General features: G+C 65.3%; 21 protein-coding genes. 14 read left to right on the forward strand and 7 right to left on the reverse strand.

Annotation, left to right across the window (positions count from 1 at the left end; all coding sequences use genetic code 11):
* Positions 1 to 93: 93 nt before the first annotated feature.
* From G6N59_RS16150 to G6N59_RS16160, 3 genes are read left to right on the forward strand one after another with little or no spacing between them, the layout of a single operon-like run.
* Positions 94 to 315, forward strand: a complete 222-nt coding sequence (locus tag G6N59_RS16150) for a hypothetical protein (RefSeq protein WP_138233235.1) — start codon at positions 94 to 96, stop codon at positions 313 to 315.
* 7 nt (positions 316 to 322) lie between these two features.
* Positions 323 to 1,222, forward strand: a complete 900-nt coding sequence (locus tag G6N59_RS16155; RefSeq protein WP_138233236.1) for a hypothetical protein — start codon at positions 323 to 325, stop codon at positions 1,220 to 1,222.
* Positions 1,223 to 1,275: 53 nt separating this feature from the next.
* Positions 1,276 to 2,640: an ABC1 kinase family protein gene (locus G6N59_RS16160; protein ID WP_138233237.1), complete on the forward strand. Its 1,365-nt coding sequence runs from the start codon at positions 1,276 to 1,278 to the stop codon at positions 2,638 to 2,640.
* Positions 2,641 to 2,643: 3 nt separating this feature from the next.
* Here the strand turns inward: G6N59_RS16160 and G6N59_RS16165 are convergent, their stop codons facing one another.
* Both G6N59_RS16165 and G6N59_RS16170 read right to left on the reverse strand, forming a co-directional pair.
* A complete protein-coding gene (locus G6N59_RS16165) occupies positions 2,644 to 4,011 on the reverse strand; it encodes a flavin monoamine oxidase family protein (RefSeq protein ID WP_138233238.1) in 1,368 nt (455 codons plus the stop codon).
* Between the two features lie 163 nt (positions 4,012 to 4,174).
* On the reverse strand, positions 4,175 to 4,819 hold the full coding sequence (locus G6N59_RS16170; protein WP_138233239.1) for a TetR/AcrR family transcriptional regulator: 645 nt from the start codon (positions 4,817 to 4,819) through the stop codon (positions 4,175 to 4,177).
* Positions 4,820 to 4,918: 99 nt separating this feature from the next.
* Between G6N59_RS16170 and G6N59_RS16175 the strand changes: the two genes are divergently transcribed.
* On the forward strand, positions 4,919 to 5,428 hold the full coding sequence (locus G6N59_RS16175) for an SRPBCC family protein (RefSeq protein WP_138233240.1): 510 nt from the start codon (positions 4,919 to 4,921) through the stop codon (positions 5,426 to 5,428).
* Positions 5,429 to 5,483: 55 nt separating this feature from the next.
* Here G6N59_RS16175 and G6N59_RS16180 read toward each other — a convergent pair whose 3' ends face one another.
* Complete coding sequence (locus G6N59_RS16180) at positions 5,484 to 6,020, reverse strand: DinB family protein (protein WP_138233241.1); 537 nt, start codon at positions 6,018 to 6,020, stop codon at positions 5,484 to 5,486.
* A 138-nt stretch (positions 6,021 to 6,158) separates the two neighbouring features.
* On the opposite strand from G6N59_RS16180, the gene G6N59_RS16185 reads away from it, so the two are divergent.
* The 6 genes from G6N59_RS16185 to G6N59_RS16210 all read left to right on the forward strand — a co-directional run bounded on the left by G6N59_RS16185 (position 6,159) and on the right by G6N59_RS16210 (position 12,716).
* Positions 6,159 to 7,544, forward strand: coding sequence for an amino acid permease (locus G6N59_RS16185; protein ID WP_234884447.1), 1,386 nt, complete (start codon positions 6,159 to 6,161; stop codon positions 7,542 to 7,544).
* A 10-nt stretch (positions 7,545 to 7,554) separates the two neighbouring features.
* On the forward strand, positions 7,555 to 9,072 hold the full coding sequence (locus G6N59_RS16190; RefSeq protein WP_138233242.1) for a serine hydrolase domain-containing protein: 1,518 nt from the start codon (positions 7,555 to 7,557) through the stop codon (positions 9,070 to 9,072).
* Between the two features lie 147 nt (positions 9,073 to 9,219).
* A complete protein-coding gene (locus tag G6N59_RS16195) occupies positions 9,220 to 9,858 on the forward strand; it encodes a DUF1345 domain-containing protein (protein WP_138233243.1) in 639 nt (212 codons plus the stop codon).
* Positions 9,859 to 9,915: 57 nt separating this feature from the next.
* On the forward strand, positions 9,916 to 11,007 hold the full coding sequence (locus G6N59_RS16200) for a type III PLP-dependent enzyme (RefSeq protein ID WP_138233244.1): 1,092 nt from the start codon (positions 9,916 to 9,918) through the stop codon (positions 11,005 to 11,007).
* Positions 10,988 to 12,223 (forward strand): adenosylmethionine decarboxylase, encoded by a 1,236-nt coding sequence (gene speD, locus G6N59_RS16205; protein WP_138233245.1) that lies wholly within the window; start codon positions 10,988 to 10,990, stop codon positions 12,221 to 12,223. Before G6N59_RS16200 ends, speD begins: the two co-directional genes overlap by 20 nt.
* Positions 12,224 to 12,233: 10 nt before the next feature.
* Positions 12,234 to 12,716, forward strand: a complete 483-nt coding sequence (locus G6N59_RS16210) for a M15 family metallopeptidase (protein ID WP_138233246.1) — start codon at positions 12,234 to 12,236, stop codon at positions 12,714 to 12,716.
* Here G6N59_RS16210 and G6N59_RS16215 read toward each other — a convergent pair whose 3' ends face one another.
* Positions 12,717 to 13,952, reverse strand: coding sequence for a PucR family transcriptional regulator (locus tag G6N59_RS16215; protein WP_138233247.1), 1,236 nt, complete (start codon positions 13,950 to 13,952; stop codon positions 12,717 to 12,719).
* 85 nt (positions 13,953 to 14,037) lie between these two features.
* Here G6N59_RS16215 and G6N59_RS16220 point away from each other — a divergent pair, with 85 nt between their 5' ends.
* Together G6N59_RS16220 and G6N59_RS16225 are read left to right on the forward strand one after the other, a co-directional pair.
* Positions 14,038 to 15,129: a ferredoxin reductase gene (locus tag G6N59_RS16220; RefSeq protein WP_138233248.1), complete on the forward strand. Its 1,092-nt coding sequence runs from the start codon at positions 14,038 to 14,040 to the stop codon at positions 15,127 to 15,129.
* 40 nt (positions 15,130 to 15,169) lie between these two features.
* Positions 15,170 to 16,330 carry a fatty acid desaturase family protein gene (locus G6N59_RS16225; protein ID WP_138233249.1) on the forward strand — a complete coding sequence of 387 codons (1,161 nt, stop codon included), beginning with the start codon at positions 15,170 to 15,172 and terminating at the stop codon, positions 16,328 to 16,330.
* A gap of 28 nt (positions 16,331 to 16,358) precedes the next feature.
* On the opposite strand, the gene G6N59_RS16230 is transcribed toward G6N59_RS16225, so the two are convergent.
* Positions 16,359 to 17,141 (reverse strand): isocitrate lyase/PEP mutase family protein, encoded by a 783-nt coding sequence (locus tag G6N59_RS16230; protein WP_138233250.1) that lies wholly within the window; start codon positions 17,139 to 17,141, stop codon positions 16,359 to 16,361.
* A 306-nt stretch (positions 17,142 to 17,447) separates the two neighbouring features.
* Complete coding sequence (locus G6N59_RS16235; RefSeq protein WP_306789588.1) at positions 17,448 to 18,035, reverse strand: DUF6611 family protein; 588 nt, start codon at positions 18,033 to 18,035, stop codon at positions 17,448 to 17,450.
* A gap of 267 nt (positions 18,036 to 18,302) precedes the next feature.
* On the opposite strand from G6N59_RS16235, the gene G6N59_RS16240 reads away from it, so the two are divergent.
* On the forward strand, positions 18,303 to 19,643 hold the full coding sequence (locus G6N59_RS16240) for a DUF2254 domain-containing protein (protein ID WP_138233252.1): 1,341 nt from the start codon (positions 18,303 to 18,305) through the stop codon (positions 19,641 to 19,643).
* 121 nt (positions 19,644 to 19,764) lie between these two features.
* A complete protein-coding gene (kdpA, locus tag G6N59_RS16245) occupies positions 19,765 to 21,426 on the forward strand; it encodes a potassium-transporting ATPase subunit KdpA (protein WP_138233253.1) in 1,662 nt (553 codons plus the stop codon).
* Here kdpA and G6N59_RS16250 read toward each other — a convergent pair.
* Positions 21,423 to 22,154 (reverse strand): gamma-glutamyl-gamma-aminobutyrate hydrolase family protein, encoded by a 732-nt coding sequence (locus G6N59_RS16250; RefSeq protein ID WP_163911370.1) that lies wholly within the window; start codon positions 22,152 to 22,154, stop codon positions 21,423 to 21,425. The genes kdpA and G6N59_RS16250 overlap by 4 nt on opposite strands.
* Positions 22,155 to 22,165: the final 11 nt, after the last annotated feature.

The raw sequence follows: 22,165 nt of genomic DNA on the forward strand, positions 1-22,165 counted from the left end.
CAGATAACGAGCCAGCTGAGGGGCACTTTTTCAGCTCGAAGCAGGTCTTCAGATAGCATTACAATCCCAATGTGCTAGTTATTTAGGATGGACATGGCCACTGCAGGTGCCGACAATCCGCTGCTCGTCGAACTGAAGGAACCGCGGGATGTGCTGGACAAGCTGACGCCCGAGGAGTCGGCCCTGCTGCTCGGCCTACTCCGGAAAGCTCGGGTGGCCCATCAGCACAGCCTGGACCGCTCGCTTGACGATGGCCTGAAGGTCTTGCCCCGGCTGATCCGGCCGGCGGCCCGCAAGATCCTGTTCGGGAAGTGATGCGCTGATGTCCGATATCCTGACCCGCGCACAACTGTCGCTCCTCGCCGATCTGTTGCAGACCGACACCGCGCGCCTGTCCAGCCTGGCACACCTCGGCGCCGACGATCTGAAAGCGCTCCGCGGCGCCCTCTCCGACGCGCTGTTCGATGAACAGGCCGAAGCGTTCGCGCGGGTGAGCAAGCTGGCGCCGCTGGTTCCCAACGCCTTGGTGGTCACTGTCGCGCAGCGGGCGGTACCTCCCGAAGTCGCGGGACGCGTCGGTGGCGCGGTCGGCCTGGCCCACACCGATCGCGCCATCGGCGTGTTGTCGGGCCTGAAGCCCGCCTACCTCGCCGACGCGGCACCGTACGTCGATCCGCGGGTGATCCCGCACTTCGCCCCGCGACTGCCGGCCAAGCTGCTGATCCCGGCCGCGAAGGAACTGCTGCGGCGCCGCGACTATCTGACCGCATCACGTTTCGTCGAATTCGCCACCGACGAGCACATCGTGGCATTCGAGAAGGCCATCGATGACGACGAAGGCATCATCCTGACCGGCGTCCTGGTGTCCGACACCAAGGTCATGAACGACATCATGCGGGCAGCCGGACCGGATCGCTCGCTGCGCATGGCGAGGACGGCCACCGCCCGCGCCAAGCCCGAGGTGCTGGCCGCGCTGCTGTCTCTGCTGAACCGGATCGACCCTGCACTCGCGAGGCCCGCCGTTACCGAGTTACTCGGCCATCCCGACGCCGAGAGGGTCACCTACGTCCTCGATGTCGCCGCGGCGGAAGGCGTTGTTGTTGAGACACTTGCGGTTTCAGCGGCGCTGGACGACGACGCCCTTGCCCGCCTGACGAGCTTGGAGGCCTGGCACCGGCTGGCCGGCGCCGCTGAATCCTGGGCAAACGAGACTCCTGCGTGACAGCATCGACGACATGGTGAACGAGCGGTTGCACCAACTCAGGGGCGGGCAGCGTGGCACGCCGACTGCCTGAAGGGCGGCTGGCCCGGGGCGGAAAGCTGGGTGCCCTGGCCGCCAAACAGGCTGTGCGCGGCGGCCGCACCCGACTGTCGATGGTCGGCCGGTCGGAACGCGCCAAAGAACTGCTCGCCGAGCGCGCCACCATCGAGATGGCCGAGAATCTTGTGACGGTGCTGGGTGCCATGAAGGGCGCAGCGATGAAGCTCGGTCAGATGCTGTCGGTGATCGAACTCGACCTGGTGCCCGAGTCACATCGCGAGCAGTTCCGGCAGAAGCTTGCCACGCTACGCGACCAGGCACCCCAGGCGCCGTTCAGCGCCATGCGCGAAGTAATGGAAGCCGACCTCGGGCCGATGTCTGCCGTCTTCTCCGATTTTGACGAAAGCCCCACGGCGGCAGCGTCAATCGGCCAGGTGTACCGGGCCCAGCTGCGTGACGGCCGGGATGTTGCGGTCAAGGTCCAGTACCCCGGCGTGGACCGCGCGATCCAGGCCGACATGCGCAATCTGGCGCTGCTGATGAAGCTCTGGCGGGTATGGTCGGCGGCGAATACCGCGATGCTCGACGAGATAACCAGGAATTTCGAAAGCGAACTGGATTACCTGCGGGAGGCAACGACTCAACACCTCGTGGCCGAGCAGTACCGGGGACACCCGTTCATCGTCGTCCCCGACAGCGTCACCCAGTTCTGTACGCCGCGGGTGCTGATCACCGAATACCTTGACGCCACCGGATTCGACCACATGCGGACGCTGCCGGCCGCCGACCGTAATCACATCGGTGAACTGATCTACCGGTTCTACATCGGGTCACTGTTCATCAACCACGAGTTCTGCGGCGATCCGCACCCCGGCAATATCATGCTGGCACCCGATGGCCGGGTCGGATTCGTCGACTTCGGGCTGTACAACCACATGGATCCGGCCAACGTGGCGTTCGAGCTGGACTGCTTTCACGCAGCCGTCGAAGACCGCGCCGACGACCTCTACCGGCTGATGCTCGGCCGCGGAATCATCGACGCGGAATCCGATGTGACAGCCCAGGATTGTCTCGAATACACCTGGGCTGCCAGCGAGTGGCACATGGTCGATGAGGACATCACCATCACCCCCGAGCTGGCCACGGGCGCCGTCGTCTCGGCCATCGACCCGCGCCAGACAGAATTCGCGGGCATGAAACAGCAGATGCTGCCGCCCGAACACGTCTTCTCCCGGCGTGCCGACTTCCTTACTTTCGGCACCCTGGGGCATCTGCAGAGCACCAACAACTGGTACCGGATCGGCCAGGAGTGGTTCTTCGGCCGCCCCGCTGCCACCGAGGTCGGCCGCGAGATAGCACGCTGGCGAGCCGCACGCTGAAACTCAGACTGCGACAACGCTTTCCGCGGCAATGACTTCGGCCGCGGCGCGTTCGCCCGAGCGCACCGCGCCGTCGATCCAGCCGCACATGATGGCCGAACTCTCCGTGCCGGCCCAGTGGATCCGTCCGCAAGGGGTCCGTAGCGCGTGGCCGAACTCGGTCAACACACCGGGCGGCGCATGGCTGATCATGCCGCCGCCGGAGTAGCGCTCGACCGTCCAGTCCTGCTCGTGATAGCTGATCGGGGACGCCGCCTTCGCACCGAACCGGTCGACCAGCTCGTCGATGACCACAGCTTTGCGGGCATCCGGATCGAGCAGTCCGAGCTTCCGCGCGGCCGGCCCCTCGGTGATGACGCACATGATCCCGGGCGTGCCCGTATCCGTGCACGCGTCGATGGTCAGGGTGGCCGGGCTGCCGGGTGCGGCCGACTGCCCGCATAGGCCGTCGGCCCGCCAGAACGCGGTGTCGTAGACGACCGAGATCTTGTAGACGGCCCCGCTGGGCATGCGGCGGTGCAAGAACATCCGGTCGACGGGAAGCATTGGCTCGTAATCGATTTGCGCGGCGACGGCCAGTGGGACGGCGACGATGGCGTGCCGTGCGCGGACGGTCAGCCGCTCGGAACGCACGGTGACGCCGTCGTCGTCCTGCGCGATGCGGTCAACCGGCCGCGAAAGGTGCAGTGCGTCACCGACTTCGGCCGCCATAGGTCCGTAGATGGCGCCCATCCCACCATGCACCCGGGCGTCCTGAGCACCGCCGGAGTTGGAGATGACGAAGACCGGTCCGCCGCCAGACCCCATCTGGTGCAGCGCCCACAGCAGTGACACCTCGGAGGCGGCCGATGTGTAGATGCCGGCGAGTGCCATGTCGAGCATCTCTCGCGCCTGCTGCGAGTGGATATTTCGATTCAGCCACTCCCCCAGCGTGATTCGATCCCATTCGGCGGCCTTCTTCGCTTCCCACGGCGCGTCGAACGGGATCGATGTGCACATCTGCCCGACCTCGAGGAGACCGGCGCCGAGGTTGGCGATGGCCCAGGGGCTCATCGCCCAGGGAATGGTCCCGGAGTACCGATGCTTCTTGCCATCGACGATCATCAGGGCATCGCCGTCGACGTACTCCTTGTATTCGGCCACGCCGTATTCGGCCATCAGCGCCTTGATCCGGTCCTGCCCCGGACCCACCCATGCCCCGCCCCGGTCGATCCACGTTCCGTCGGGCAGCATCTCGGTGAAGGTGCGCCCGCCCACCCGGTCCCGCGCCTCCAGCAAGGCCACCGTGTGGCCCGCCTGCTTGAGTCGCAACGCTGCGGTCAGCCCCGCAAAACCTGCCCCCACAACACAAAAGTCGACATCGGCGGCCATGAGTCACCCCTTCGTTCGGCGTCGCAACTGCCCACATCCGGGTACCGCTGAAATTACGCCGCCCAGAGCACGTCAGAGCCAGGAACTGACGAATAGGTCAAATATCTGGGTCCACGTGCGCCTGATTGTGCGCGTGGCCGGCGGGCTGTGCGACGAGGTGACGTCATGGCTGCACGTGAGAACCCCTAGGCGGGACCTCTCTGCGCTGGTCCACGGGCAATCGATCGATGACGCCCAGGGCGAGCTCCCTGGCGCACTCCAGCTCGCCGTCGTCAGCGAACAGTTCCCGACGGGTGTTGCCCGCGGTGAGAAATGCGTCGATTGCGAAGGCGTCCGCCGCCGGGTTCGGCGAGCCCGCGGCGCTCAGCTCGGTTTCCAGCAGCACCAACCAGCCACGCTTGAGCTTGCGAACCTCGTCGGCGACCGGACCGTCTCGCCGGCCGTATTCGGCCGTCGTCGCGGCCATGAAGCAACCGCCGCGAAATACGCCGGCCCGCAGATTGTCGACCCACGAATCGATGAGCACGCGTAGTCGCGGTGCACCCGCAGCTGCGTCGTACACGTTCGCGAGCAGCGTGTCGCGGTAGATGTTCCGCGCCTCGGCCACCGCCGCGACCTGTATCGCCTCACGATTTCCGAACACCGTGAGGATGCCGCTCTTGCTCACCCCGGTGGCCGTTGCCAACGTACCCACCGTGATCGAGTCGAGGCCGTGCGTTGTCGCGATCATGGCCGCCTCGTGAGCGACCTTGCGACGCGTCGCGTCCCCACGGACGCGGCGTCCATCCGTCTGATCGTCGGTTGCCATCTCGATACTTTATACGTCCGACTGGACGCATAGGAGCATGATCGCTATGGTCCAGATACACGACCGTTCGAACGTTTATCTCTGGGATTGGGGTGCCACATGACTGCGAATCCACAACCGGTGCTCGAGGACAGCATCGACATCGCCGCGACGCCGACCACGGTTTGGTCGTTGGTCAGCGACGTCCGCCGCATGGCCGAGTGGAGCCCACAGGTCGAATCGACGCGACTTCGACATGGCGCGGATGAGGTGGTCCAGGGTGTGGAATTCACCAACCTGAACAGCAACGGCACATTCCAGTGGAAGACGCACGGAACGGTGGTGCGGTTGGACAGTGACCGCGAGATCGCGTTCCGGATCACGGAGAACTGGGCCATCTGGTCCCTGCGCCTAGAGCCCACGCCGGGCGGAACCAAGCTCACCCAGCGGCGCGAGAGCCCCGACGGCAGCCCTGACGGGACAGTCAAGGTCATCGACGCCTACCTGGGCGGGCAGGCTGTCTTCACCGAATCCATGCGCGACGGGATGCGTCATACCCTGCAGGCGATCAAGGCAGCTGCGGAACAGCAGTCGGCTGCAACCGGGGCGGCGTCGCCTGGCCTACGTTGACATCCGCACCAATCCCCTTGGACAGCAATCGCATAACGGCGATCAACCGTCGTCATTACCCTCGCGGTGTGACGTCGTACGCGTGGTGGACGATGTCGTGCAAGTGGTAGACAGAGATGGTCGCGATGGTGAATTCGCTTCCATTACTGCGTAATCCGCGTCGACTCCACGCGTCCGCCGGCACAGTGGCATACGTGGCGGCAACAGCGTTCGCGGCGTCGAAGAGCTCGGTGGCGACCACGGCGGGGTCTTGCGACGCGTAGTCGTCGGCGATCGCGGTTTCGTCCTGGTCCCAGTTCGGGAACTGCGGATCGTCCTCGGTCAGCATCAATCGGACGCGGTGATCGAAGATCCGGTGCACGTCACGGATATGGCACCCGTATTCGAGGGTCGACCACACACCGGGCTCGGGCCGGGCACGGACACCGGACCCCGCCAACCGGTGCACCCAATCAGCGGCATCGTCACGAATCCGGTCCGCGACGTCGGTGGGCTGGACAGACGACGCATCAAAGCCGCATGCCGGGCACGCGCGGGACAGTACCCACGTCCAGTCCTTGGTGTCGGGCTCGATCGGGTCAGGAGTCGTCACGGGACCAGTGTGGCACGTGGTCCGAGTGAGGTGATTCGGATCGGTCCCCCGAGCAGCACGGGATAGCCTCGACGCACCAACGTGACCGCGGCCGAGCTCCACACACCACGCGATCACCAACAGACGGAAGGCGACCCGATGACTCCGAGCACCCGTCGCGCGGAAGGACCCCCGGCCCAGACCGCGGACGGCACACTCGATTCGGGGATGCACCGCAAGCTGAAGAACCGGCACCTGCAGATGATCTCGCTGGGATCTGCAATCGGTACCGGCCTGTTCCTGGTCTCCGGTACCTCGGTCCAAACCGCCGGGCCGATCGTTCTCGTCGGATACGCGATCGCCGGCATCGTGCTGTATGGGGTGATGCGGATGCTCGGTGAGATGGCCGTGGCTCATCCGGTCCCTGGGTCGTGGTCGGCGTACGCGCGCGAATACCTCGGCAAGCCAGCGGGATTCATCGCCGGCTGGAACTGGTGGTACGTGTGCATCGTCGTGTGCATGGTGGAGCTGACGGCCGCCTCGGAGTTCATGGCCTTCTGGTTCCCGCAGCTGCCGCACTGGATCACCACCGCGGGCTGCCTGGCGCTGATCACCGCGGCAAACATGATCAACGTCAAGGCCTTTGGCGAATTCGAATTCTACTTCACGCTGATCAAGGTGACGGCCGTCCTCGCCATGATCGGGCTCGGTATCGCCATCATCTTCGGCGCCGGTGACTACAACGTGCACGGCATGGAGAACCTCTGGGCGCATGGCGGTTTCGCGCCGAAGGGGCTCGGCGCGTTCATGATCTCGCTGGTCGCGATCACCTTCTCGTTCGGCGGCATCGAATCACTGGGCACCGCCGCCGGCGAGGTCGAAGAACCCGCCCGCAACATCCCCCGCGCCATCAATCAGGTCCTGCTGCGCATCCTGGTCTTCTACGTGGGCGCCATCGGCGTCATGCTGATCATCTGGCCCTGGGACAAAGTGGGCACGGACGGCAGTCCCTTCGTGCTGATGCTCGTCGGCCTCGGAATCGGTGGCGCCGCAACACTGCTCAATATCGTCGTGCTGACCGCGGCACTGTCCGTGGCAAACGTCATGACCTACAGCAACGCGCGTGTCCTGTCCGACCTCGCCGCCAGCGGTCAGGCACCACGGTTTCTCGCCCACACCAACGAGCGCGGCGTACCGGTGCGTGCCCTCCTCATCAATTCCGGATTCGTTGCCGTTGCGGTGATCCTGAATGTCGCGCTGCCCGGCAAGGCGCTCGCGATCCTCATTCCCGTCGTGGTGGGTGCCGAGCTCATCACCTGGAGCATCATCGCGCTGAGCCACCTGCGCTTCCGTGCCCGCGAGGGAGCCGGTGTCTTCAAGACACCGCTGTCTCCGATCACGAACTACCTGTGCCTGGCGTACTTCGCCTTGATCTACCTGTTGATGACACAAGACCCGTCTTCGCACTCGGGGGCCATTGCGCTGCCCGTGTGGTTCTGCGGGCTCCTCGCCGTCGGGTTCCTGCTCAACAGGGTCACCCGCTAACGTCGAGACCGTGGAGGTGTCAGGGTCACGGGTCGCACGGCTATCCGTCGTTCTGCTCACGCTCGCGGTGACGTCGTGTGGCCGTACGCCCCCACCCATCAGTGCTCCATCGCCGGCCGTGACACCACCGCGGGCCGCGATCCCGGCCACGACCCCGCCCGCCAATCCGGTGCCACGCGTCGTACCGAGCGGTCCGTTCGCAGCCGTCTCACAACTGGTCAACGACGCAATCGCGGCACATCGCCTGCCCGGCGCGGTAATTCAGATCGGCCATGGCGGCGAGGTGGTCTTCCGGCAGGCCTACGGTGTTCGCCGACTCGGGGATGAACCCGGGCTCGACGGTTCGTCGTCGCCGGCCGAGCCGATGACCGACGACACCATCTTCGATCTCGCGTCGTTGTCGAAGAGCGTCGCGACGACGGTGGCTTTCCTACAGTTGTACGAAAAAGGACTGGTGCGGGTCGACGAGCCGATCCAGACCTACTTTCCGGAATTCAATCCCACCAATGACCCCCGGCGCGCCGAGGTCACCGTGCGGATGATGCTGACGCACACATCCGGTACCGGCGGCGACCTCAGTCACCAGGGTCCGTGGGGACTGACCGCGGCCGACAAGGCAGAAGGCATTCACCGAGCCCTCACCGCGCCGCTGGAATTCAACCCCGGCGACGGGTTCCACTACTCCGACCTCAACTTCATCATTCTCGGCGCACTGATCGAGAAGATCACGGGCCAAGAGTTGGACAACTACGTGCAGGACAACGTCTTTGGGCCATTGGGGCTTGCCGACACCCGGTATCTCCCCGCCACCAAAGCCTGCGGTCCGCACCAGATTCGGGGCACGGCAATCGTTTTCGAGGGCGTACCGTCCGGACCGTGCCCTCCAGGAACCTGGAGCACCGGGCTGCTGACGCGGGTGGCACCGACCGCGCACGACGACGACACCCCGGGCATCAATCCCGACTTCGACCACCTGATCCGCGGGACGGTCCACGACCCCACGGCGCGACGCATGGGCGGGACCGGCGGAAGCGCCGGGGTGTTCTCGACGGTCGAGGACATCGGCCGCTACGCGCAGGCCCTGCTCGACCGGCTCGCCGGCCGACCGAGCCCGTTCCCGCTTGCGCAGGCCACCGCAGAACTGATGGCGACTCCGCAGCAGCCGGGGCATACGGCTTCGCAAGTTGACGCGGCGAATGCGGCGAGCCGCGCGGCCATCCACACGCACCCCAACACCGTAGATCCGCTGCTGGCCCCGAACTATCCCGCCATCGCGGGACAGTCGCTGCGGAGTTTTGGCTGGGACATCGACACCGAGCATTCGCGACCCCGCGGCATGGTCTTCCCCGTCGGCAGCTTCGGCCATACCGGGTTCACGGGAGTCTCGCTGTGGATAGACCCCGCCTCCGACACCTACGTGGCGGTGTTGGCCAACGTGATCCATCAGCGCGGCGGTCCGCCCATCGCGAAGCTGAGCGGCGATATTGCCACCGAAGCGGCGCGGGCGCTGCGGCTGTATGGGAACTGACGGAGTTCTGCGCGCACGTCGGCGTGTCGGCTCCCTGTGCGGCACTTGCGATCTGAAGCTGTCAGCATCAGCTGACGTTGTCCGCTCTTGTTGACAATGTCCCTTTTTGTGACAACTCGGAACCGGAACTGCCGTCACGGAAGGAGAATGCACCGGGTGACGACTCTCTCCGGCGCCAACAGATTCTGGATCAGCTTGACCGCCGGGCTCATTGTCGGCGCCGCGATCGGCGTACTGACAGATCGCTGGCCGGTGGGACTCCTCGCGGTCGTGATCACCACCGCGGCCGGCTACGTGATCTGGGCGCTCGCCGTGTTGTGGCGCATGAATCCCGAACGAACGAGGGCACACGCAGGCGAGGCCGATGTCGACGATGAGGTCGGCGACATCGTGCTGCTCCTCATCCTGACCGCGAGCCTGACCGCCATCGGAATACTCCTGTGGTCCGCCAACGATGCCGACAAGGCCTCGTACGCGGGTCTGTCGCTGGCGGCGATACTCGCTGCCTGGGCCTCGCTCCACACCATGTACACGGCGCGCTACGCCCGGCTGTACTACGACGGCGACCCCGGTGGGATCGACTTCAACAACCCCGGGGTCGATCCGCAGTACAGCGACTTCTACTACTTCTCGTTCAACCTCGGGATGACCTACCAGGTGTCCGATACCAACGTGACGACCTCGCAGATCCGGGCAGAAGTACTCCGGCATTGCCTGTTCAGTTACATCTACGGCACCGTCATCATCGCGTGCACGATCAATCTCGTCATCAACCTGGTCGGGTGATTGTCATGCTGCTGCTTTGGCCAGCGGCGGCCGAATCAGTTGAGTAGTCTGCCGCCTGTGCCCAGTCGGCCGTATCTGACCATCGATCTCGAGACAGTACGCAAGAACGTGCTCGGCCTCCGAGCCGCGCTGCCCACGGCCGAGATTCGGTACGCGGTGAAGGCCAACCCCGCTGAGCCGATTCTGCGACTGCTCGTGAACCTCGGCTGCACCTTCGATGTCGCGTCGGTCGGTGAAGTCGACCTGTGCGCCGCGGCAGGCATCGACGGCGCCCTCATGACGTTCGGGAACCCGCTCAGGAAGCCCGCCGAGACCGCGTACGCGTTTGCGCGGGGTGTCCGGCGGTTCACCTTCGACACCGCGGCCGGGCTGCAGGCCATCGCCGAGAATGCGCCTGGGTCGGGCGTCGAGTGCCGCATCGCACCGGCGTTCCCATCGTCGGTGACACCGTTCGGGCACAAGTTCGGGTGCGCGCCCGAGGATGCGATCGAATTGTTGACGCAGGCCCCACGGCTCGAGTTGCACGCGGACGGCGTGGCGTTCCACGTCGGCTCGCAGCAGCTCGACCCGAAGGCATGGGAGATCGGTATCCGTTGCGCACGTGACATTTTCGAGGCCGTGCCCGGCCTGACGACACTCAACCTGGGCGGCGGCATCCCGGTCTCGTACGATGCGCGCGTACCCGGCGTCGGGGTCGTCGGCGACGCCATCGCCGACGCACTCGGGCAGCACTTCCCGGCGCTCCCCCACATCGTCATCGAACCGGGACGCGCGGTCGTCGGCTCGGCCGGGACGCTCTCCTGCGAAGTCGTGTCGGTGCGGACCGGCACCGACGGCAGCCGCTGGGTGTACCTGGACATCGGCCGCTACGGCGGGCTGGCCGAAACCGAGAACGAATACATCCGGTACCGGCTGCGCACCAAGCGCGATGGCGATCCCGTCGACGACGCAGTCGTCGCCGGCCCCACGTGCGATGGTGACGACGTGCTGTATCGGCGGTATCCGCTGCCGGTGACGCTGCGCGCGGGCGATCTGGTCGAGATCGATTCGGCCGGTGCCTATACGACGAGCTACTCATCGTCGTTCAATGGATTTGCATGCTTGACAACGGAGTTCGTGGAGGTCACTGATGCAGTCACAACCGGGTAGCAGCTTCGCGGGCTGTCACGTACTGGCCGAGTTCACGGGTGTCGATCCCGAGCTGGCCAACGACCGCGTGCGGTTGCGCCACCTGTTGCGTAACGCCGTCGAGCGCGCCGGAGCCACCGTGTGCGACATGGTGGACAAGCGCTTCGAGCCGTACGGCGTGACGGTGCTGGCGTTGCTGGCCGAGTCGCACGCGTCGATTCACAGCTACCCCGAGCGCGGCGCGATGTTCGTCGACGTCTTCACCTGCGGTGAGTCTGCCGATGCCGAGGAGGCCGTCCGGCTACTGCGGCAGGCCGTGGGCGCGGCAGATGCCCACGTCCACACCGTGTTTCGCGGAGCAGGCAAACAGATCGTCGAGCCGATGGCACCGGGCATCACGCGCACCTGGCAGCTGACCGACGTGCTGTGCGACGTCCATACCGAGTTTCAGCATCTGGTGATCGGCCGCACAGAGCAGGGCATCTCGCTGTTCAGCGACTCGGACCGCCAGAGCACCGAATTCAGTCAGCTCGTCTATCACGAGGCGCTGATGGTGCCCGCGATGCTGCTGACCGAGACGATCGATCGGGTGCTGATCATCGGCTCCGGCGAGGGCGTGGCCAGCCAGCTGGCCGTAGCCGCCGGGGCCACCCACGTCGACCACGTCGACATCGACCGAGGGGCCGTCCGGCTCTGCGCCGAACATCTGCCCTACGGCTACACGCCCCATGAATTGGCAAAGGCCGAAGCCGGACTCGGCCCCGTCAGGGTGCACTACACCGACGGATACGAGTTCGTCGCCAACCACACCGGCCCGAGGTACGACGTCGTCGTCATCGATCTACCGGATGAGCGCACCGAGCCCGCCCAGCACAACCGCCTCTACGGCGCGGACTTCATGAAGCTATGCGGCGACATCGGCGTCATCGTCGTCGGCCAGGCGGGCTGCCCCACGCTCTGGCGCAACGAGACGCTGATCCGGTCGTGGGAGCGCTTCGGCGAAACCTTCAGCACCGTGGTCTATTTCGGCAGCGATGAGCACGAGTGGGCGTTCCTGTCAGGTACCGCCGAGGCGCTCGAGGACCCGCTGACCACGATGACGGCGCGGCTGGAGACGCTGCCGTACCGGTGTCAGACGATCGATGCGGCAGCGCTCGCAGCGGCGACGACTCCGCCGATGTCATTGCGGCCGAATCGGATCGGCCTGGGAGCCGGCGCACCGGAGTACGCCGACTAGAGTCGGCGCCATGCGACTCGTCGGTACAGCCATCGCCATGGCAGGTGCGCTCACGTTACTCGGACCGATATCAACCGCGTCCGCCGACGCGGCGAGCCCTTTCGACGTATCTGACCCCACCGTCGGCCGGCTTGACCCGGCCTTATTGGCAGCCATCCAGCACGCGGCCACCGCGGCAGCCGCCGAGGGGATCCCCATGACGATCACCTCGGGCTGGCGCACTCCCGAGTTCCAGCAGCAACTACTCGATGACGCGATCCAGACCTACGGCAGTTACAGCGCTGCGCGGCAATACGTTCAGACGCCACAGCAGTCCAAGCACGTCAGCGGCCAGGCCGTCGATATCGGCGGCAAGAGCGCCGACACGTGGCTGATCGCCAACGGTGCACGGTTCGGTCTGTGTCAGATCTACGCCAACGAACTCTGGCACTTCGAGTTGGCCACCGACGCCCATGGGGACTGCCCTCCGTTGCTTCCCAACGCTGCCAGCTGATCAGCCGGCAGGTGCCGGCGCCGTGGTGGCGACTGGCGCCGACGAGCGGGTAAGGCCAAGTGCGACAGTGATTTCCAATACCGCCTCGGGATCGTCCAGGCGGTCGCCGTAGAAGTCGCGCAACTGGGTCATCCGGTAACGCACTGTCTGCGGGTGCACGAACAGCGACTCGGCGACGGCGTCCCGGCGGCCGAGGTGCAAGACCCAAGCCCGCAGCGTTTCCTCGAGCCGTTCGGCCGTACTGGGACGCAACCCGGCGAGCGGCGCCAGCACGCGCCGTCGCAGATCGCCGACGGCGTCGTGGTCGGCACTGAGCACCAGGTCGACGAGGTGCTCTTCGGTGTCGACGACACCGGAGCCACCTGCTGCCAGGGCACGGGTGCGCATCGCGCGCAGGTAGGAGGATTTCACCTGCCACCATTGACGCGAGGGTCCGACAATCACGCGGCTGCCGGTCATGGCGTCGAGGACCCGCTGACGCTGCTGACCGTCGGCGTCGGGTACGAGCACCACGGCCAGCGATTCACCGGCATCCACCTCCGACACGTCAACACTCGTGTGGAGGGTTTCCTGGGCGAAAAGGACTGACAGCTTCCGGGTTTCAACCTCGGGCAGCAGCACGGCGCTCAGAGTCTTCGGCGGCTTCCAGTCGGCCTGCTCGGCACTGGCGAGCAACTGGTTCAATGGCGCGCCCGCCAACAATTCCGCGGCGAGCCGGTCGAGGTGGCGTTGTCGGACCCGGCCGGCGGCGGCGAGCTCATCGGCGTGGCCCGACACGCTGGCCGCCGACAGTTCATCGATGAACGCGAACACCATTTCGGCGAACCGCGCAGTGGTCGCCGCCGACAGTCCTGCTGCGACCGCGGTGGCCGACAGCTCTCGCCATGCCACTCGAGCGCCGACCCGGTAGGCCGAGAGCAGTGCATCGATCGAACGGCCGGTGCGGGCCTCTCCCCGACCCAGGTCGTAGGCACCGTCGAGCGCCGGAGACAGTCTGGGTCCCGCGTCGGTGCCGTGGGACCGGGTGGTCAGGCGCAAGAAGGCACCCAGCGCCAGCTGCACCGCGTTCTCGATGGTCTGCCCCATCGGACCACTGAACGCGTCGGTGTAGCTCGGCACCTCGGCCGTGACTGCCGCGACGGTCCGCTCAGCCATGTGTGGCAACACCCGTTCCAGGGCCCCGACTATCTCCTCGTCGAGGTCCAGACCACTGAACCGGGCAGCGGGATCCGTCACAACTGTTCTTTACGAACAAAACACTGCGGATATCTCACCCCCACAGCATAGGACTTTGTTTCCCTCATTCAGGGAGGCTAAGAGCATGACCACGACATCAGTTCGCCCGACCGCTGCGGGGTTGCGCCGGCGTGTGCTCGAGCTGGCCGAGCGGATCACCACCCCACTGCTGCCCGGCGACTACCTCGACCTCGTCGCACCACTGCGTTCCGGAGCCCCCCTGCGTGGACGCATCATCGCGGTACTTCCCGAGACACGCGACTGCGTCACCGTGACGATCAAGCCCGGCAACGGCTGGCAGTCACACATCCCCGGCCAGTACGTCCGCATCGGCATCGACGTCGACGGGGTACGCCAATGGCGCACCTACTCGCTGACCTCACATACCGATCGCCCGGACGGGCACATCGCGATCACCGTGAAAGCCATCGCAGACGGGACGGTCAGCAACTATCTGGTGCATCGTGCAACCGTCGGCACGCTGGTGCACCTCGACCAGGCCGCCGGCGACTTCGTCCTTCCGGCCTCGGTACCCGACAGGCTGCTGTTCGTCTCCGCCGGCAGCGGCATCACGCCGATCATGGGCATCCTGCGCAACCTCGCCGACGACGCGGACACCGATGCCGTGGTCGTGCACAGCGCGCCCACTGCCGACGACATGATCTTCGCCGGTGAGCTGCGCCAACTGGCCGCGCACGGCCGGATCCGGCTCATCGAGATCCACACCGCCACCGACGGACGGCTCGACATGACGCGCCTGCAGGAACTGGTCGGCGACCTCGCCGGCCGCCACACCTGGGCGTGCGGACCTGCCGGACTACTCGATGCGCTGCAACAACATTGGACCGAGCACGGCGTGGCCGACCGGTTGCACACCGAGCGCTTCCGCGCCGAAGTTCTCACCACCGGCGACGGCGGCACCGTGACATTCACCAAGAGCGGCACGACCACCGAGGCTGCCGGCGATCAGACGCTGCTCGACACCGGAGAAGCCGCCGGCGTCCTGATGCCCTCGGGCTGCCGGATGGGCGTGTGCTTCGGCTGCGTCGTCCCCCTCCGCCGAGGGACCGTGCGCGACGTGCGCACGGGCGACGTCACCACCGCCGTCGAAGGAGACGGCGTCGTGATCCAAACCTGCATCAGCGCAGCCGCGGGCGCCTGTGCCCTAGACATATGAGTCATCTGACCAATCCGCTCTTCGCACAAGGAGTTACGCCATGACTGCCCTGCAACGCAAACTCAACAACCCCGTCGCGCACCTCACCGAGGCCGACATCGAGAACATCGGCATCGAACTCGACGCGATCCGCGCCGACGTCATCGCCAGCCGCGGCGAACAAGACGCCGCCTACATCCGCAAAGTCATCGCCGGCCAGCGCAAGCTCGAATTGACCAGCCGCGCCGTACTGCTGTTCTCGCTGTTCCCACCGGCATGGATCGCCGGCACCGCCGGACTCGCCGTGTCGAAAATCATCGACAACATGGAGATCGGCCACAACGTGATGCACGGCCAGTGGGACTGGATGCGCGACCCGAAGATCCACTCGACGACCTGGGAATGGGACAGCGCCTCGCCCGCCGAGATGTGGAAGCACTCCCACAACGAGCTGCACCACACGTACACCAACGTGCTCGGCAAGGACCAGGACCTCGGCTACGGCATCATGCGCGTCGACGAAGACCAGCGGTGGACCCCCTTCTACCTGATGCAACCGCTCACCAACTTCGTCAATGCCTGCTTCTTCCAATACGGCATCGCTGCCTACGACCTGCAGATCGGCCGCTATCTGAAAGGCAAGACCGACAAGGAAGTGTTCCGCCGTCAGGGCAAGGAAGTGCTTGCCAAGACCGGCCGACAGGCACTGAAAGACTATGTCCTGCACCCACTTCTGTCCGGTCCGTCGGCACTCACCACCCTCACCGCGAATCTGACCGCCAACCTCATCCGCAATTTGTGGACCCACTCGGTCATCATGTGCGGGCACTTCCCCGAAGGGGTCCAGACGTACGAGAAGACGTCGATCGACGGCGAGACCCGCGGTCAGTGGTACCTGCGGCAGATGCTCGGCTCGGCCAACATCTCCGGTGGACGCTGGATGCATTTCATGACCGGCAACCTGTCCTTCCAGATCGAGCATCATCTGTTTCCCGATCTGCCCAGCAATCGCTATCAGGAAATCGCACCGCAGGTCGAGGCACTGTTCGAGCGCTACGACCTGACTTATGTCAGTGGCTCGCTGCCGAAACAGGTTGGGTCAGCGTGGAAAAAGGTGTTCCGGCTCTCCCTGCCCAACCGATTCGCGACGATGCGCCTGCCGCGCCTCGGGCTGACCCGGGCACCGAAGGCCACGCCGGAATTGTCGACGGCAGCCGCGTAGCAGTTCACTGCGAATCCTGTTGTCACCGTCAGATGTTCATGTGATCGATGAGTGCCTGGGCTTCGTCATAGGACATTGCCGCGGGAGTCGGGGCACCGGTGGCGTACGCCGTCACGGCTGAAGCGGCCGCTGTGATGGCGATGCGGAACGGCAGTGACCCGGTGCTGACCCGTCGGACACCCAGTTCGCGGAGCCGCTGAAATGAGAGTTCGGCCAGAAGGTTGAGCGGGGTTTGTCCGAGGGTGGTGACGAGTTGCTCGATCAGGTGCTCGTCGCGAAGACCCGGCACGAAGACGCCGTCCGCGCCGGCGTCCACGTAGGCCAGCGCTCGTTGCGTGGTGTCCTCCGTCGCGAGATGGAGCCAGTACGTATCCACTCGAGCGTTGACGAACACGTTCGGCGCAGCGCCCTTGAACGCTGAGATCAGCGCGCACTGCCCGTCGAGCGCCGCGAGGTGGTCGCCGCGGCCATCCTCGATGTTGACGCCCGCAATCCCGATGGCGGTCAGCTCAACGGCCAATTCTGCCGGGTCCATGCCGAAGCCGGCCTCGATGTCGACGGTCACCGGAATTGGCAGGCGCGCCAAGGACTTTGCGAGGGCAAGAGTTTGCGACCCGGTGACACCCGTAGCGTCAGAGAGCCCGTGGGATGCGGCGACGCCGAGGCTTGTGGTGCCGACGGCAGAGAAACCCGCGCGGACGAACGCCGCTGCCGACGCGAAGTCCCACGCGTTCGGCAACAGCAGCGGTTCGTCGGTGTGATGCAAGTTTGCGAACTGGCGAGCTTTCTCAGCTTGCGCTTGGGCGTCCATCGCTCCATTCTGGCGGGAGTAGTCATGCCGGGCACGCCGCGGGCCGGCTACCGCACCTCAACCGATGTGCCCGCCCAGCGAAGCGGTGATCAGCGCGGGTGGCGAGTAGGAAACGAACACATTCGCCCGTTCTTGGGCCGTCAAGTTTCGTCGGGCCCATAGCCGCCGATATCCCTGGCGAGACAACGCAATCCACGAAGTCACGCGCGAACTCGTCGCCACCCGCTGGTTGTGTACAACCATGACCGTTGCAAATCCTCTCGATATGAACTGAAACTGCCGTCTATCAGATGCAGCCAAAACTGTTCAGGGACAGTGATGTTCGTTGGTGGCTCGGGTCGCGCCGAGTCGGTCGTAGACCTGCCACCAGATGGCTTCGTGAGCGCTTACCGACAATCGGCCCTGATCACGCCAGCGGTCTGCGGACAGAAGCATGCCCACCAGTACTTTCAGCTCGGCGTATTCCGCTTCGAGTTGTTCGTCTGGTCGGCCCGCGAACCGCGTGACGCAGCATGTCCGGATCTGAGCGTGCGATCGTGCGACTCGGACGAAGAGCGCGGCCCCGACTCCCAGCCACACCATGGTCGTGATGGCGAACTGCACCCAGGATGCCTCGGCGCCCAGCAGAATCAGGCAAAACAGCCACAGGACGGCACCCCATGTCGGCCATGCCCGCCACGCGCGCAACCATCGGCGCTCGACACTGTCGATGCCAGGTGGGTACAGCACCAACAAATAGCGTGTGACGCCGTAGCGGCTGGGTGAGACGCTCAACGAACCCCACACAAAATCACCGTCCACCAGGCGTGTCCACCATCCCCTGGCGGCGGGCGCCCAACCAGGCAGCGGCTGGGGCCAGCGATCACCACCGTCCCCGCAGTGCGGGTTCTCCATGAGTATCCGGTTTACTCGCTCGCCGGAGTCGCGGACGCGTTGCTTACGGAATCCGTACACATCCTGGCGGTCGCCACTGTCACAAATCACGTCGCGTCAACGTTCGGACCAGTCCAGCAACTGGCCGTCAGGACACGGTATTGACGTCTCAAAGCGGCCTCGTGGTCGAAGCCGCGGAATCTTTACGATTCGTTGACGCCGACAAGCCTCGCGCCGAGCGGGCCAACGGTGTTGGATCGCAGCCATGGTGCTCAGGCGACGGCCCTGATGCCGGGTTATGCATACCTGGCATCAGATTGGCGAAAGGAGGCACTGCGCACCAACTTATGGGTGGCACCGGTTGCGCTGACCGCCGCCGTTCTGGCGTTGTTCATCGGCACCTACGGAATCGACCGCGCCGCCTATGACGGTCGGCTGACGCTGCCCTCCTGGGTGCTCAGCGGTACCGCCGATGCAGCGCGCCTGGTATTGACCACCGTCGCAGCCGCCGTGATCACCGTGGTGGGCATCGTCTTCTCGATCACCATCGTGGTGCTGACCTTGGCCTCTACCCAATTCGGTCCACGGATGCTCCGAAACTTCGTGCGGGACTTGGGCACTCAGGTGACACTGGGCGCCTTTGTCGCTACGTTCTGCTATGCCGTGATTACGTTGGTATCGATCGGCGGTGGATCGCGCGGCGACTTCGTCCCCCACTTGTCCGTCACCGTCGCGCTGGTGCTGACCCTGCTTGACGTCGGCGTGCTGATCTACTTCCTGAACCACATCGCCTCGATGATCCAGTTGCCTATCGTGATCGCCAAGATCGCCGGCACGCTTGCCGACGAGATTTCGGCACAGGAAAACGGCCGAATGTTCGGGATCGGCGCGGCACGCGGGCCGTCCTGCGACGAACTCCTCGAGCAGTTGCTGACCTCAGGTGCCGACATCCACACCACCCACAGCGGGTATCTGCAGGTGATTCGGCATGAGACCTTGCTGAAGGTGGCGACCTCGGCCGACGCGGTGATCCAATTACCTTATCGCCCGGGCCATTTCATGGTTGCTGGTCAGGTGGTGGCCCGCGTGTGGCCGGCCGAGGCGGCGCATTTCGTTGAGCAGAATCTGTCGCGCGGCCACGTCACCGGCCCGTACCGCACCTTGACCCAGGACGTCTCGTTTGGATTCGACCAGTTGGTCGAGATCGCGCTCAGGGCGTTGTCACCAGCGGTCAATGACACGTTCACCGCGCTGACGTGCGTTGACTGGATCGGCGACTGCCTATGCCGGATCTCGACCTCGTGGCGTCCACAACGGATCCGCCGCGATGCCTCCGGACATATCCGGGTGATCGCCTATCAAGCTGATTTCGAACGACTGGTGGAGCGAGCCTACGAGAAGATCCGCCAGGCCGCCGACGGTATGCCGGCCGTGATGATCCGGCAACTGGACTCGCTGGTGAAGGTCGCCGAGCAGACCCCAGACCGAAGCCGGCGCACGATCTTGATACGTGAGGCCGAGCGGATTCAGCGGGCCAGTGCGAGGTCAGTGGTCGATGCCGATGATCGGGCCGACGTGACGCGCGCCTATCACGCCGTCATCGCACTGGTCGGCACACCGTCGGCGTAACAAACGCCACAGCGGGTGTTCAGATCGCGTCAAGACCGGGTCGCATTCCTCTCATTCGGGTCTAACGTCGGCCCCCGCGGCGGATGGCACGCCGCAGGCTGACGCAGGAGGGGCAGTAACGATGCATTGGGGCATGACGGCGTGGCTGCAACTCGCCACCATCGTTGCGATCCTGGCAGTGCTGCACGTGCCGTTGGGCAACTACATGGCATCCGTCTACTCCGGCGAAAAGCATTGGCGTGCTGAGCGATTGATCTATCGAATAGCCGGCGTAGAGCCGGATCGCGAGCAGCATTGGGTCTGGTATGCGGCTTCGGTGCTCGCGTTTTCGGTGGTCAGCGTGGCCGTGCTGTTCGGTCTACTGATGCTGCAGGCCCAGCTGCCCGCACCCTGGGGTGCACAGGGAATGACCCCACTGCTCGCGCTGAACACGGCAGTCAGCTTCGTCACCAACACCAGTTGGCAGAACTACGCGGGCGAGTCGAGTCTCGGTCACGTCGGCCTCACCGTTGGCCTGGGTGTGCAGGCGTTCGCCAGCTCCGCGGTCGGCATGGCGGTGGCCATCGCGCTGATTCGCGGCATCGTGCGCCGTCAGACCGTCGAACTCGGCAACTTCTGGGTGGACTTGGTCCGCGGCATCATCCGAATCCTCATCCCGATGGCGGTTCTCATCGCGGTCCTGCTCACCGCGCTCGGCGTGCTGGAGACTTTCGGCGCCGCGCAGTCGATCGGCACCCTGGCCGGCGGATCACAGACCTTGCCGACAGCACCGGTCGCGTCGTGGGAGTCCATCAAACTGATGTCCGGCGACGGCGGTGGTGCCTTCAACGCCAACAGTGCGCACCCGTTCGAGAACCCGACACCGCTGACCAACGTCATCGAGATCGTGACCATGGCCGTCATCCCGGTATCGCTGGTCCGCACCTATGGCGTCATGATCGGCGACCGGCGTCAAGGCTGGGCGTTGCTGGCCGTGGTCGTCGTCCTGTTCGGCTTGGGCACGGCCGCCGTCGGGATGTCGGAAGCGATGCCGCACGGCACCGTCACGAGCGCGGTCGGTGCGGCGTTGGAAGGCAAAGAGGTTCGGTTCGGGATACCCGGAAGCGCGCAGTTCGGCCAGGTTGCCACCGCTACCGCAGACGGCGCGGCGAACTCGTCGTACGACAGTTTCACCAGTGTCGGCGGTGGGGTACTGATGGCCAATATGATGCTGGGCGAGATCAGCCCTGGCGGTACCGGCAGCGGACTATACGGTTTGGTTGTCATCGCGCTGCTCGCCGTGTTCCTCGGTGGTCTGATGATCGGCCGGACACCGGAATATCTGGGCAAGCGGGTCAGCGCCCGCGAGATGAAGTTGGTCAGCCTGGCGGTGCTCACCCCGCCGGTGGCGGTATTGACCGGCGTCGCGATCGCCATGGCGCTGCCGGCCGGTGCCAGGGCCGCGACCAACTCCGGCCCGCACGGGCTATCCGAAGTGTTGTACGCGTTCACCAGTTGCGTCGCGGGTAACGGCAGCGCGTTCGGCGGATTCAGCGGTAACACAACAGGATTCAACATCGGACTGGCCGTGGCGATGATCATCGGCCGGTACGTGCCGATGATCCTGGTGATCTCCCTGGCTGCCAGCTTCGCCGGTCAGCGTTCCGGGGTGGTCACCGACGGCACTCTGCGCACTCACGAACCGTCGTTCGTCGGGCTGATGATCGGTGCCGCCCTGATCGTGGTCGGGCTGGAGTACCTACCGGCACTCGCGTTGGGCCCCATCGCCGAACGACTGTCTTAGCTGGCTGTCGGTGCGCGGAGGTCGGGCATTGCAGTCGCATCGATCGACCGTGCCAATGCCACAAAAGGCGCCCGCTGAACCGCCTCCGTGGTGCCCGGCGCCTCCGGATGCCATTGCACCGCAAGCACCCAGCCATCGACGGCCTCGAACGACTCGATCAGTCCGTCAGGCGCATGCCCCGTCGCCTTCAGCCCAACGCCGAGCGATGCGATGCCCTGGTGGTGAGCCGATGCGACGACGATCTGCTCAGAGTTGTGTGCGGCACGAACGCGACTACCGGCCGCAAGGTCGACCGAATGCCATCCGAACGTCTCGTCGGCAGTCGCGCTCTGGTGCGGGACTTCGCCTGGAACCAGGTCGATCTGGAGATCACCGCCCCGCGACACGTTCAGTACCTGCGCGCCGCGACAGATACCGAGCACCGGCAGGCCGGCGTCCTGTGCCCGCGCCGCCAAGATGAAGTCGAGGTCGTCTTGCGCGTCGTTGACGTCGTACACCGCCCCGGTAGCGCCCTGCCCATAGCGCTGCGGGTTGATGTCGCCGCCGCCGGGCAGCACGAGTCCGCCGACGTCGGACAGCGCGACGAACGGGTCGTCGACCAGCAGCGGCGTCAGGCCGGCCTCGACGACCAATTCGACAATCCGGTCGAAGAGTTCATTCGCCGCGATGACTCGTGGGTCGTCGCCGACCGAAAATCGCCGCGGCACGACGACAGCAGGTGCGGCCACTATCAGGCCCT

Origin of the sequence: Mycolicibacterium aubagnense (assembly GCF_010730955.1) — a bacterium.
Taxonomy (GTDB): Bacteria; Actinomycetota; Actinomycetes; order Mycobacteriales; family Mycobacteriaceae; genus Mycobacterium; species Mycobacterium aubagnense.